General features: G+C 66.0%; 11 protein-coding genes. 8 read left to right on the forward strand and 3 right to left on the reverse strand.

Annotation, left to right across the window (positions count from 1 at the left end):
• Positions 1-561, reverse strand: coding sequence for a hypothetical protein (locus Q8M13_RS07240; protein ID WP_305299106.1), 561 nt, complete (start codon positions 559-561; stop codon positions 1-3).
• A gap of 102 nt (positions 562-663) precedes the next feature.
• Between Q8M13_RS07240 and Q8M13_RS07245 the strand changes: the two genes are divergently transcribed.
• A complete protein-coding gene (locus Q8M13_RS07245; protein WP_305299107.1) occupies positions 664-1,641 on the forward strand; it encodes a LysR family transcriptional regulator in 978 nt (325 codons plus the stop codon).
• A gap of 108 nt (positions 1,642-1,749) precedes the next feature.
• Positions 1,750-4,155, forward strand: coding sequence for an ATP-binding protein (locus tag Q8M13_RS07250; protein ID WP_305299108.1), 2,406 nt, complete (start codon positions 1,750-1,752; stop codon positions 4,153-4,155).
• A gap of 2 nt (positions 4,156-4,157) precedes the next feature.
• Here the strand turns inward: Q8M13_RS07250 and Q8M13_RS07255 are convergent, their stop codons facing one another.
• Complete coding sequence (locus Q8M13_RS07255; RefSeq protein WP_305299109.1) at positions 4,158-5,615, reverse strand: NAD(P)/FAD-dependent oxidoreductase; 1,458 nt, start codon at positions 5,613-5,615, stop codon at positions 4,158-4,160.
• Between the two features lie 199 nt (positions 5,616-5,814).
• Between Q8M13_RS07255 and Q8M13_RS07260 the strand changes: the two genes are divergently transcribed.
• From Q8M13_RS07260 to Q8M13_RS07285, 6 genes are all read left to right on the forward strand, one after another.
• Entirely contained in the window at positions 5,815-6,417 is a 603-nt protein-coding gene (locus Q8M13_RS07260) for a TetR/AcrR family transcriptional regulator (RefSeq protein ID WP_305299110.1), read from the forward strand.
• A 248-nt stretch (positions 6,418-6,665) separates the two neighbouring features.
• A complete protein-coding gene (locus Q8M13_RS07265; RefSeq protein ID WP_305299111.1) occupies positions 6,666-7,646 on the forward strand; it encodes an ATP-binding cassette domain-containing protein in 981 nt (326 codons plus the stop codon).
• Positions 7,612-8,451 (forward strand): ABC-2 family transporter protein, encoded by an 840-nt coding sequence (locus Q8M13_RS07270; protein ID WP_305299112.1) that lies wholly within the window; start codon positions 7,612-7,614, stop codon positions 8,449-8,451. The genes Q8M13_RS07265 and Q8M13_RS07270 overlap by 35 nt, the downstream gene beginning before the upstream one ends.
• On the forward strand, positions 8,448-9,224 hold the full coding sequence (locus Q8M13_RS07275; RefSeq protein WP_305299113.1) for an ABC-2 family transporter protein: 777 nt from the start codon (positions 8,448-8,450) through the stop codon (positions 9,222-9,224). The genes Q8M13_RS07270 and Q8M13_RS07275 overlap by 4 nt, the downstream gene beginning before the upstream one ends.
• 63 nt (positions 9,225-9,287) lie before the next feature.
• The gene (locus Q8M13_RS07280; RefSeq protein WP_305299114.1) at positions 9,288-10,325 is read left to right on the forward strand and encodes an FAD-binding oxidoreductase; all 1,038 of its coding nucleotides are present in this window, start codon (positions 9,288-9,290) and stop codon (positions 10,323-10,325) included.
• Between the two features lie 13 nt (positions 10,326-10,338).
• Positions 10,339-11,508 carry an acyl-CoA dehydrogenase family protein gene (locus Q8M13_RS07285; RefSeq protein ID WP_305299115.1) on the forward strand — a complete coding sequence of 390 codons (1,170 nt, stop codon included), beginning with the start codon at positions 10,339-10,341 and terminating at the stop codon, positions 11,506-11,508.
• Between the two features lie 16 nt (positions 11,509-11,524).
• Here the strand turns inward: Q8M13_RS07285 and Q8M13_RS07290 are convergent, their stop codons facing one another.
• Positions 11,525-12,208, reverse strand: a complete 684-nt coding sequence (locus Q8M13_RS07290) for an energy transducer TonB (RefSeq protein WP_305299116.1) — start codon at positions 12,206-12,208, stop codon at positions 11,525-11,527.
• Positions 12,209-12,391: the final 183 nt, after the last annotated feature.

A 12,391-nucleotide genomic window follows, 5' to 3' on the forward strand; every position in this document is an offset into this window, starting at 1 on the left:
TCAGGCGGCCCGCCTTGCCGGTGTCCAAGGTTGGGCGACCACCAAGCCGCCCGGTCCCGGAACGGCCTGAGCGCCGATCCGCCGTAGCAGAGTGCGTTCTCCCCCTGGCGTCGCGGCGCGGCCATAGAGCGGCAGGGTGGGGAATATCTCGCGGTGCAGTTTGACCGCTCCGGCCATCACCGTGGCCCGTCCTCGCCATGTCGCCCCGGCCATGCCCCAGCCATAGATGGCGATCACGGGCTCTCCCGGCCGCGCCACCAACTCTTCCGGGGGGGTGATCCCGTCGAACATGCCGCCCGCGAGTTGTGACCGCGCGGCCGCTCTCAGGGGGATGATCGCGATAACGCCAGCGATGGAGCCATCTGGTGTTCTTGACGTGAAGCAGGACGCCCCGGTCAGCTCCTGGACGCGGGAAAGCGTTTCCACGGTCGCGATGTCAGGGCTGACGGTTCGAGCGGCCAGGGCGCGGCCCTGCACGATCTCGTGCCTGCTGGCCGCGGTCATGCCAAGTTCGCCTAGGCCTTGTCGGCAGCGTTCGGCGAAGTCGCGAATGATTGTCATCTCACCGCTTTCTTGTGCGAAGATGAGATTTGGTAGAGCGTCGAGCCTCACACGTGCAGCCACCAATTTCGTATGGGGGCGCCACGGTCTTCTGGGTGTCGCATGGACAATCGGGACGGCGGCCTAGCCGATTGGGACGATCTGAAAACCTTCGTAGCGGCGGCCCAGGCCGGTAGCTTCGGAGCTGCGGCACGGCGTCTGCGCACGACCCAACCCACGATCACGCGCCGAATTGACGACCTTGAAGCTCGATTGGGCGCTCGGCTCTTCGACCGGGGCTTGCGTGGGGTGACGCTGACGCGGGCCGGCGAGCTGGTTTACGATCGCGCCCTGACGATGCAGCGGGCCTCTGCGGACATCGAGCGCCTTGCTTTCGACAGCGCCGCCCCGGACACGGGCGATGTCACCATCGCCGTGCCGGAGGGAATCGGCGGATATCTGCTGGGCCTGGAGGTCGCCGATTTCCTGCGGGAAAACCCTGGGATTCGGTTGGGCCTGGATTGCGGCTTCTATCCCGAGAACCCGGTCGATCCGCATATCGACCTGTCGGTTCAGCTGAGCGACGCGGGCGGCGCGCCCGAATTGGCGGCCACACCCTTAGCGACGCTTCACTACGCGCTGTTCGCCTCCCGCGACTACCTTGACACGTATGGCGCCCCCACGCGGATCGAGGAGGCGGTGGGGCACCGGTTCGTCCACCACTCGGCTCAGGTCAAGGATCGGGGCAACTGGGCCAAGAAGACCTCCGCCTTCCTGGAACTTTCAGCGCCCTCAATGGTGGTGAACTCTTCGACAGCCATGCTGCACGCGGTTGAGCGCGGCGCCGGCATCGGCGCCATTCCCACCGCGATCGTCGCCTATGCGCCGCATCTGGTGATGCTGGATATTCCGCCGCTGGCGTCGGCGACGTTGTGGCTGTGTCACCATCGCGAGGCGGTGAAGTCGGCGCGTGTCGCCAGGGTCGTCGAATGGCTGACGGGGATTTTCGACGCCCGAGAACGGCCCTGGTTCCGGCCCGACTTCGTACATCCGCGCGAGTTCGCCGGATGGTCATGGCCTGTGGCGACCGCGCGCGGTTGAGTTTCGCAACACTTACAACCGTTTAAATCGGGCCTTAACCTTAGAGGCCGAACCTCTCCGGGCTGATACCGATAAACATAACCAGGGGGGATCAGGATGGCGGGAGACATGGCGAAGTCATGTCCATTTGGCTTGGATATCTCCCAGGCCGTCTGTGATCGCGCGACGCGCATCGCAAAGACTCTGTTTGGCGCTCTCGACGCCCAGGTGGTCTTCGTCAGCGGCGACGAGGTTTGGCGCAGCCGTGATCCTGACAGGCGGGTGGTCCAGGACGTAGCGCCGGTCGCTGTCCAGGTCTGCGAAAAGGGCGAGGTCCTGTGGGTTTCCGACGCGCCCGCCGACCCCGAGTTCCGCAACAACCCTTCGGTCGTCGGCGCACCCTTTCTGCGCTTCTACGCCGCCGCGCCGATCAAGTTGGCTGACGGCTCCAGCCCAGGAATCCTGGCTGTGGGCGGGCGAGAGCCGAAGCCGTACGACGCCAGCCTCGCGACTCGCCTGCAGGATCTGGCGGACATCATCGCGGGCGATTGGGACCGCGCCCAGACGGTGAAGGCGCGCGAGCAAAGCCTGCGTGAACGCGACGCCATCCAGGGAACCCTGGGTTCGATTGTCGGCTCCATGCCAGTGGCGCTGGTGCTCACCGACCGCGAGATGCGGGTCCTGGGGGCCAGCCCGCGCTGGATCCGCTCGTTGGATCTGGAGAACAAGGAAGTCTACGGCCGCACGCTCTACGAGCTTGCGCCGAAGATGTTCGAGCCGTGGCGGACGGCCCATGGCCGCGCCTTGAGGGGGGAGACCATCAAGGCGGACCGGGTGCCGGGACCCGAGGACGAAGCGGTGCGGCGTTGGTTCAATGTGGAACTCGCCCCCTGGCTCAACGCCGATGGCGAGGTCGGCGGCATCGTCATGGCCAGCCACGACATCACCGAGATGGTCGAGGCGTTGGAAGCGACGGAGCGCTCCGAGCAGCGCCTGACACTGGCCATGGAGATCGCCGACATCCACGTCTACGAGATCGACTATGTGCGTCGCGAGCTGATCAAGGTCGGGGCGGAGGATACCTTCTTCACCGAACCCAAGACATACGAAGAGCTCTATCGCGACATCTACGCGACCACCGATCCACGCGATCGCCCCGGGGTGATGGAGGCATGGCGGCGGCATGTGGAGGAGGGCGCGCCCTACCATCCGGAATACCGCCTGGTGCGAAACGACGACCGGGAGGTCTGGACGGCCGGGACGTGCCGCCTGATCCTCGACGAGGAAGGCCATCCCACACGGCTGATCGGCGCGTTGCAGAACGTCACCGAGCGCAAGGCGGCCGAGCGCGCCCTGCTGCAAGCCAAAGAAGACGCCGAGACCGCCAACCGGGCCAAATCCACCTTCCTGGCCACGATGAGTCACGAGATCCGCACCCCGTTGAACGGCGTGCTGGGCATGGCCCAGGCGATGGCGGTGGACAACGGCCTGTCGGAAATCCAGCGCGACCGCCTCGACGTGATCCGCCAGTCCGGCGAGACCTTGCTGGCGATCCTCAACGACGTCCTGGACCTATCGAAGATCGAGGCGGGGAAGCTGGAGCTGGAGGAAACCCGGTTCGACGTCGCCGAACTGGCGCGTGGCGCGCATGCGGCCTTCACCGCCATCGCCAACAAGAAGGGACTGTCGTTCGATCTCGTGATTCAACCCAAGGCCCAGGGCATCTACCGGGGCGATTCCACGCGCGTCCGGCAGATCCTCTACAATCTGGTGTCCAACGCCCTGAAGTTCACCGAGGAGGGCGAAGTCCGCGTAAGTGTGGCCCGCGACGAATTCGGTCTACGGCTGAGCGTCTCCGACACCGGCATCGGCATCCCGCCGGCACGCCTCGCCAGCCTGTTCCAGAAATTCGAGCAGGCCGATGCATCCACCACGCGGCGATACGGTGGGACGGGGCTGGGGCTGGCTATCTGCCGCGAACTGGCGAGCCTGATGGGCGGCGCGATCACCGCCGTCAGCGAGCTCGCGCAGGGGACGACCTTCGTGGTCACGCTGCCGTTGCCATGGATCGGGGGCAGCATCGTCTTGCCGACCCCGCCATCGGTCGACGCCCACCCGGCCGAGATGACGGAGGGGCCGCCGCTGCGCGTGCTGGCGGCTGAGGACAACACCGTGAACCAACTGGTGCTGAAGACCTTGCTGCATCAGATCGGCATCGATCCGGTAGTTGTGGAGAACGGCCTCCAGGTCGTCGAAGCCTGGGCGCGGGAGCCCTGGGATGTGATCCTGATGGACGTGCAGATGCCGGAGATGGACGGCCCCACCGCGACGGCGATCATCCGCGCCCGCGAGATTGCGGAGGACCGCCAGCGCACGCCGATCATCGCCCTTACCGCCAATGCAATGGCGCACCAGGTGGCCGAGTACCTCGGCTCCGGCATGGACAGCTTCGTGCCTAAGCCCATCGAGGTCGGGCGCCTGTTCGAAGCCCTTCAACAGGTGCTGGAAGATCAGCCGTCGGTGAGAGTCGCCTAGGGCTACTCCGCGGGCTCGGGGGTCTTCACCACGTCGTAGGCGGCGGGATCGAACACGGCCACCGCCTCGGCATAGGCTCGCGCCGTGTGAGGCCAGTTGTTGAGGATCTTGCCGTCGGCGGTCTTGTACCAACTGGTGCAGGTTCCGGCCCACGGTGTGTTGGCGAGCTGTTGCTGCAAGTCGTCGTTGTAGCGCTCCATGACCTTGGGCTTCACCGACAGCGGCCGGCCAGCGGCCAAAGCCTGCAGCACGTAATCGACCTGGGCTTCGATCATGTAGATGATCGAGTTGTGGCCGAGATTGGTGTTCGGCCCATACAGCATGAACAGATTGGGGAAGCCGCTGACCGCCAGCCCCAGATAGGCCTCGGGACCATCCCGCCAAGCGTGCGCCAAGCTGACGCCGCCCAGGCCGGTGATGGCGGTTTCGCCGGCGAAAGACTTGGTTTCGAACCCGGTCGCGTAGATCACCACGTCCACCTCGTGCAGGCGGCCGGTCGCGTCGACCACGCCTTGGGGCGTCATTCGCGTGATGGCCTCGGTGACCAGCTCCACATTCGGTTGGGTCAGAGCCGGATAGAAGTCATTGGAGATCAGCACGCGCTTGCACCCGATCTCGTAGTCGGGCGTGAGCTTGGCGCGCAGCGCCGGATCAGCGACCTGATTGTGCAGGTGGGCGAGGGGGATCGGGACTTCCTCGACCGGCAGGGTTCCAGCACGCTTGGCGGCCAGTCGGGCCTCGGCCATCTCGAAGATTTCGGTGCGGACCTTCTCCATGGCTTCGGGCCGGGCCTTGAACTGCGCCTTTTCCGCCTCGGTGTAGGGGCGGTTCATACGCGGCACGATCCAGTTCGGAGAGCGCTGGAAGAGCGTGAGGGTTCCTGCTGTCTTGGCCACGTGCGGCACGAACTGGATGGCGCTGGCCCCGTTTCCAATCACCGCGACCCGCTTGCCAGCCAGATCGACGCTCTCGTCCCAGTGGGCGGAGTGAAATGCCGGTCCGGCGAAGTCGTCGCGCCCGTCAATGGGCGGCAGCTTGGGCCGGTTGAGCTGGCCCCAGGCGGTGATGAAGCTCTCGGCCGTGACGAGCCCGCCGCCCCCGGTGGCGATCCGCCAGAAGCCTCCGGCCTCGTCCCAGGCCGCGCCAACCACTTCAGAATTGAGGCGGATATGGCTGGAAAGGTTATGCTTTTCGACCACGCCGTCGATGTAAGCGAGAATATCCGGCTGGGCCGAATAGATCTCGGGCCAATCGGGATTTGGCTCGAAGGAATAGGAGTAGAGGTGGCTGGGGATGTCGCAGCCTGAACCGGGATAGATGTTCTCCCGCCAAGTGCCACCGACTCGATCGGCCTTTTCCAGGATCACGAACGAGGTTTCGCCCTGGGCCTGCAGCCGAAGCCCCATGCAAAGGCCAGCAAAGCCCGCGCCCAGAATGGCGACCTTGTGGTCAGCGCCCATGCCCTCGTTTCCTCGACTGCTTCTTGTTGCGAAAAGCTAGCGATCACATTGTATGTGATCAATGGTTAGTTTGGGGGGAAGCAAACGGGGCGGCCTCGACAAGTTCCCTCAAGCTTGGGAAAGGTTCCGTTGGGTCACGTGAGCAGAGCCCGCCATGAGTCGCAGTCTTGATGCTGTGGCCGACAAAAGGGAGGCGCCGATGTCCTGGGCCGAAACCGACTCCGCACGGAGCCGCCGTCCCTATCATGTCGGCAATTTGCGCGCCCAGCTTCTGGATGAGGCGCGCGCGCTATTGGAAAGTGGTGGTCGGGCGGAGCTAAACCTTCGGGGTTTGGCGGCGCGGGCCGGGATCGCGCCAGGTTCGGTCTATCATCACTATGCCTCCAAGGCCGCGCTGATGGCCGGCCTGGCCGCGGTGGGCTTCCGCGATCTTGAGGCCATTCTAAGAGATGCGGCGGCCACGGCCCCGCAAGCCACACCGATCCGCACCTGCGCCCTGGCCTATTTCGCTTTCGCCCGTTCGCAACCGGCGCTCTACGATCTGATGTTCGACGCCGCGATGATGAGCGATCGGGAGGTGGCGACCGCGCGCAACAGCGCCTTCGCCGTATTGGAGGCGGCCATAAGCCAGTCCCCAAGCCAGCAGAGCCGCGATGAGGGCACCATCCACAAGGTTGCGTTGGCCGTGTGGGCCTGCGGTCATGGCGCGGCCTCGCTGACCCTGGCAGAGGGCCCGGCGGCCGCTGACACCCTGATGGAAGACGTAATCCAGGGCCTGGAAGCTCTGTTCGGTCGCCGCTAGGCGTCCGCTGGGCATGGCGCGGCGGACACACCTGGCCGCTTTTGCGCATCTGGTGGTTGTGGCGCTGAAATGCCTCGGATACAGCTACCGTCGTTCCGCGAACCTGTTCGCGGCTGAAGTGGATTTGATCTCGATGACCGGACTGTCCGGACAGATGCGCAACGCTAATGGGCACGGCCTCCCGTGCCTTTACCCGTTTGCATGCTTGTCCGCCGCCGTCCGCACCCTATCGAAGATCGAAGTCTCAAATGTCAGCCGTCATCACCATCGCGAACCTCAGGAAGCAATACAGCTACGCTAAGCGTGGGCGCGGCCTGTTTGGCGGCTTCTCTCCTCAACATGTGAGCATCGAGGCCGTCGACGGCGTTTCATTCCAGGTCGAGCGCGGCGAGCGCGTGGCGGTCATCGGCCCCAACGGCGCCGGCAAGTCCACGACCTTGAAGATGCTGTCGGGCATCCTGGAGCCGACCTCGGGAGAGGCCAGCGTTCTGGGCCTCACGCCCTGGCGCGATCGCAAGGCGCTGGCCTATCGGATAGGGGTCGTCTTCGGCCAGCGCTCCCAACTCTGGGGCGAGTTGCCGGCCCGCGACAGCTTCAACCAGCTTCGCCACATCTACGACCAGGACAAGGCGGTCTTCGAAAAGCGCCTGGGTGAGATGGTCAAGCGCTTCGCCCTGGCCGAGCTGCTCGATCAGCCGGTGCATCGGATGTCGCTGGGCCAGCGCATGCGCTGCGAGATCACCGCCAGCTTGTTGCACGGGCCGGGCCTGCTGTTCCTGGACGAGCCGACGATCGGGCTGGACGTCACCGCCAAGGCCGCGATCCGCGACTTCATTCGCGACCATGCGCGCGATCATGGCCAGACGGTGCTGCTGACCTCGCACGACACCCGCGACATCGAACTGGTCTGTGACCGGGTGATCGTCGTCAACGCCGGTCGGGTGGTGGTGGACCAGCCCACCGACCAACTGCGCCGGCGGTTCCTGGGGCGCAAGATCGTCACCCTGCTGTTCAACGGGGCGCAAATCGTTCTGGACCTGCCGGGCGTCACCCGCAGGGCGTCGGACGCGCACGCCGTCGTCCTGGACGTCGACACGCGGCTGGTCCGGGTCGAACAGGTCATCACCGCGGCCCTGGCCCATGGCGGGGTCGAGGACATCACCATCGAAGATCCTCCTATGGAGGAGGTGATCCATGACATCTACGCATCTGCCGTCACGACCCAATGAGGCCAGCCGTGCCGCCAGCGCGCTGCTGTCGGCCTTCCGGCTCGGAGCCGGCCAGACCCTGGCCGGATGGCCAGTGCTGGTCGGGCGCTGCATCTTCTATGTGATCTTGCTGATCGTGCTTTCGGCGCTGTGGGACAAGGTCGTCGCCGAGCGGCTGCCCGGCACGCTGGCGGGCGAACTGCCGGCTGGCGGCCTGGCGCTCTACATCGGCGTCACCGAGTGGATCACCCTGGCCCTGCCTGCCGTACATCTGAAGCTGGAGGACGACATCCGCTCAGGCGGATTGGAGCCTCATCTGCTGCGGCCCAAGTCGTACTTGGCCCAGACCTTCAGCCAGAGCCTGGGCGCGGCGATGGTGCGCCTTGGCGCGCTGGGCGTGACCGCGCTTGTCTTGCTGGCAGTCTCGGGCCGTGAACCGCCGCCCTGGGAGGCGTTCGCCTACATCGTGCCGCTCGGCGTGCTCGGCGTGGTGGTTGGGATACTGCTCTATGCGCTGGCGGGCCTGATGGCGTTCTGGGCGCGGCGAACCTTGCCGTTCCAGTTGGTGATCCAGAAGCTGATGTTTCTGCTGGGTGGCCTCTACGCGCCGGTGACCCTGTATCCGCCTCTGCTGGAGGCGGTGGCCAAGGCCTCGCCCTTCGCCGCGCATCTCTATTGGCCCAGCATCCAGGCGATCGTCACCTCGCGAGAAGGCTTCCTTACGGGCCTGGCCTGGCAGGGGTTCTGGATCGTCGTGCTGTCGTATGCCTGCCTGTCACTGTGGCGCGCGGGGCTCGCCAAGGTGCTGCGGGAGGGCGGGGTATGATCGCTTTCCTGCGGCTCTACGCGCTTCAAGTCGGCGCTGCGGTGCGGATGAGTTTCGCCGACCGCGCCAACTTCGCGCTCCAGGTGGCGGGCATGGCTATCAACAACCTGGTGTTCCTGACCCTCTGGGTGCTGTTCTTCGCCGGCTTCAAGAGCGTGGGCGGTTGGGGCTTCTCGGACATGGCGCTGCTGCTGGGGCTGACGATGACCATCGTCGGGATTTGCGGTGTCGCGTTCGGCGGCTATCGGGACATGGCGGTGTCGATCTTGCGGGGCGAACTCGACGCCTTGCTGACCCAGCCAAAGGGTCTGATCTCGCGGCTGCTGGCGCGCGAGAGCCTGGCCACTGCGTGGGGCGACCTAGCCGGCGGGATCACGGTGCTGAGCCTGTTTGCAGAGGTGAGCTTATCCGACCTGCCTTTGCTGATCCTGGCGCTGTCGGCGGGCTTGACGGGCTATCTGTCGGCGGCGATCTCGTTTGCATGCTTGGCGTTCTGGGCGTCCGGCGCGCGCAGCTTCGCGCGGGACCTGACCGATTTCACGCTGCTGTTCTCCAGCTATCCAGGGTCGATTTATCAGGGCGCGGTCAAGGTTGTGGCCTACAGCATACTGCCAGCCGGGTTCGTCGTGATGGCGCCGGTTGAGATGCTCCGCGAGCCGGGTCTCAAGAGCGTTGCGGTCGTGGTGACCGCGGCTATGGCCTATGCGGTGTTGGCTGCCGGATTGTTCCATCTTGGCCTCAGGCGCTATCGCTCCGGCGCGTCGCTGGCCTGAGCGGATCACTATCTTTTGCGGTTCCGAGCTTGATTTTGAGCGCGAAGCCCGGTCGTTAGGCCCATGAGCAAAGGCGCTAAGATCACTGTGGCCGGAGCAGGCGCGCTCGGGCTGACGACGGCGTTGGCCCTGGCCGACGCCGGCGCGCAGGTGACAGTTTTCGACCCGGCGCCGGCCGCCGACAATGCGTCGGGCGTAGCCGCCGGCATGCTGGCGCCGGCCTTCGAGGCGGTGCTGGACACGACCGCAGCCCCTCAATTTGATCTGTTGAGCGCCGCTCGTGACCTGTGGCCCGCGCTCGAGGCGCGCATTGGGGTGATGGTGGACCGGTCCGGGGCCGTCGCCGTGGGCGAGGCCGACTATTTGGGCCGCACCGATGCCGGGCTGCGGGCGCTAGGTCTGCACCCGGTGGAGTTGGAGCGTCGCGCCCTCGACGGCCTTGCGCCGGGCCTTGCTCCACGCTGGACAGCCGGATTGCTGGTTCGTGAGGACTGGCGGATCGAGGCGGCGCAGACCTTGCTCGCCCTGCGCCGCGCCGCCGAGAGCGCCGGCGTCGTGTTCCACCAGGCTCAGGCCACGGGGTTCGAGGATGGCGAGCGGCTGGTGATCGCCACCGGAAACGGTCGCGATCTGGCGGTGGTCGCGCCGGAGCTAGACAATCTCGCGCCGATCAAGGGGCACATTCTGCGCGCCCGTGGGCGGGCCTATGACGGCGTCGTCGTGCGGGGGCAGGGGGCTTATGTGACCGGAGCGCCCGGCGATCTGACCATCGGCGCCACCATGCAGGCCGGCGTTGAGGACCGCTCCGTCGATCCCGACCAGGTGGCACCCTTGCAGGCCGCGGGCGCCAGGCTGTTTCCCGCCCTGGCCGAGACCGAGTTCGTGGCGGAGACTGGAATTCGCGCGGCGACGCCCGACGGCCTGCCGATGGTGGGGCGTGGCCGCCATCACGGGGTGCTGCTGGCGGTCGGGGCGCGGCGCAATGGTTGGTTGCTGGCGCCGCTGATCGCCAAGCTCATCGTGGCTTGCGTGACGGAGGGGGAGGCTGGCCCCTATGCCGAGCGGTTGAACCCGGCGAGGTTCGACGCGAACGGCAAGTAGCGGAAGGGGCGTGATGAGCGGTTTCTGGCTGAGCGACGAACAACAGGCGATCGTCGAGAGCGTCAGTCGTCTCTGCGCCAATTTCGACGCCGAGTATTGGCGCCGGACTGACGAGACAGGCGAATTTCCCGAGGCCTTCGTTGCGGCCATGGCGGCCGGCGGCTGGCTTGGCGCGGCCATGCCGACCAGTCTGGGCGGCGCGGGGCTTGGCCTGACCGAGGCGGCTCTGGTGATGCAGGCCGTGGCGCAATCGGGGGCGGGTTTCTCCGGCGCCAGCGCCGTCCACCTGAACATCTTCGGCCCGATGCCGATCGCTAAGTTCGGATCCGAGGCCTTGAAGCAGCGGGCGATCCCACGGCTGATCTCCGGCGAAGACAAGATTTGCATCGGCATCACCGAGCCGGACTCCGGCCTCGACACCACCAGCCTGACGACCAAGGCGGTGCGCACCAAGGACGGCTATGTGATCTCCGGCCGCAAGGTGTGGACGACCATGGCCCAGCGCGCGACCAAGATGCTGATCATCGCCCGGACGACGCCGAAGGATCAGGTGAAGAAGGCTACCGAGGGGCTGAGCCTCTTTTATACCGACTTTGACCGCAGCCGGATCTCGGCGACGGTGATCCCTAAGATGGGGCGCAAGGCGGTCGAATCGAACGCGGTCTTTATCGACAATCTGGAGATCCCCGAGGGTGACCTGATCGGCGAGGAGGGGCGAGGCTTCTACTATCTACTGGAAGGGCTGAACCCTGAGCGGGTGCTGTTTGGAGCCGAAGCCGTAGGCCTTGGGCGCGCGGCGCTGGCGCGGGCCACGACCTACGCCAAGGAGCGCGTGGTGTTCGGGCGGCCGATCGGACAGAACCAGGGCGTCGCCCATCCGCTGGCCAAGGCTTGGGCCGAGCTTGAGGCGGCGAACCTGATGGCCTTCAAGGCCGCGGCGCTATACGACGCCGGCCGCGAGTGCGGGGCCGAGGCCAATGCCGCCAAATATCTGGGCGGGGAGGCGGGATTTAACGCCTGCGAAGCCTCGGTGCTGGCCCATGGCGGCATGGGCTACGCCAAGGAGTTCGACGTTGAGCGCTATTTCCGCGAGGCGATGATCGCCCGGATCGCGCCGATCAGCCGGGAAATGGTGATGAACTACATCGCCGAGCGCGTACTGGGCCTGCCCAAGAGCTATTGAGCAGGCCCATCGCGATCTAGCCGCCGACGTTGAAGCGGATCGGGATGCGAACGCTGCCCCCATCGACGGCTTGGCCGTCCTGAGTTTGCGGGCTCATCCTGAAGTAAGGAGCCAGCCGCAGAGCCGCCTTGCCGAACCCTTCGCCCTCCGGCGTTTCGCCGACGATGCTGCAGCCGCTGAGCGTGCCCGCCGCGCTGACGGTGCAGGCCAGGGTGGCCTGGCCGCCGATATCGCGACGCAAAGCGCTGTCGGGATAGAAACGGGCGAATTCGCGTGCTCCTGGCCTGGCCAGCCAGTTGGGCGCGCGGATGACCGGCGCCGCGATGGGCGGCGCGGGCGGCGGAGGGGCGATGCTGGTCACCGGGCCTGTCGGCTGGGGAGCAGGGGCCGGCGCCGGCGGGACCGGGATCGGCGCCGGCATGGGGATGGTGGTGTCGATGGGAGCCGCTTCCCTGGGCGATATACTAGGACGGGGCGTCGGCAGGGGCTCGATCTTCGGCGGGGGCGTGAAGGTCTGTACGTTGATGATCGGGCCTTCAGGAAGAACGACAGGCTCGGGCGGCGTCCAGGTCTGTATGGCCAGATAGACGGCCAGGGCGCCGTGAACCGCGATCGACAAGATGATGGCGGTCTTGACCGCGGGCGAACGCGGCCGGCGGTGCGTGCTCTCGAAAACAGGCAGGAATTGGCGAATGACCATGGCGACCTCCCTTTCTTTTTTCGTCACCAAAACAAAGGGTCGCGCCGGGATCGTGTCCGAAGCTTGGCTGTGGAGAAGCCGAACGATGGCCGAGCGGTGACCATCCGGTGGTGAGGTGAAATCGCGGTCTTGAGGGCGCAAAAAAAGCGCCCGATCCAGGGGACCGGGCGCTTTGGGTTTGAG

Origin of the sequence: Phenylobacterium sp. (genome assembly GCF_030681155.1) — a bacterium.
Taxonomy (GTDB): Bacteria; Pseudomonadota; Alphaproteobacteria; order Caulobacterales; family Caulobacteraceae; genus Phenylobacterium.

Coding starts and splice junctions, on each gene's coding strand:
- Q8M13_RS07285 (WP_305299115.1), top strand. CDS start 10,339: ATGAGCGGTTTCTGGCTGAGCGACGAACAACAGGCGATCGTCGAGAGC.
- Q8M13_RS07290 (WP_305299116.1), bottom strand. CDS start 12,208: ATGGTCATTCGCCAATTCCTGCCTGTTTTCGAGAGCACGCACCGCCGG.
- Q8M13_RS07245 (WP_305299107.1), top strand. CDS start 664: ATGGACAATCGGGACGGCGGCCTAGCCGATTGGGACGATCTGAAAACC.
- Q8M13_RS07270 (WP_305299112.1), top strand. CDS start 7,612: ATGACATCTACGCATCTGCCGTCACGACCCAATGAGGCCAGCCGTGCC.
- Q8M13_RS07250 (WP_305299108.1), top strand. CDS start 1,750: ATGGCGAAGTCATGTCCATTTGGCTTGGATATCTCCCAGGCCGTCTGT.
- Q8M13_RS07275 (WP_305299113.1), top strand. CDS start 8,448: ATGATCGCTTTCCTGCGGCTCTACGCGCTTCAAGTCGGCGCTGCGGTG.
- Q8M13_RS07255 (WP_305299109.1), bottom strand. CDS start 5,615: ATGGGCGCTGACCACAAGGTCGCCATTCTGGGCGCGGGCTTTGCTGGC.
- Q8M13_RS07260 (WP_305299110.1), top strand. CDS start 5,815: ATGTCCTGGGCCGAAACCGACTCCGCACGGAGCCGCCGTCCCTATCAT.
- Q8M13_RS07240 (WP_305299106.1), bottom strand. CDS start 561: ATGACAATCATTCGCGACTTCGCCGAACGCTGCCGACAAGGCCTAGGC.
- Q8M13_RS07265 (WP_305299111.1), top strand. CDS start 6,666: ATGTCAGCCGTCATCACCATCGCGAACCTCAGGAAGCAATACAGCTAC.
- Q8M13_RS07280 (WP_305299114.1), top strand. CDS start 9,288: ATGAGCAAAGGCGCTAAGATCACTGTGGCCGGAGCAGGCGCGCTCGGG.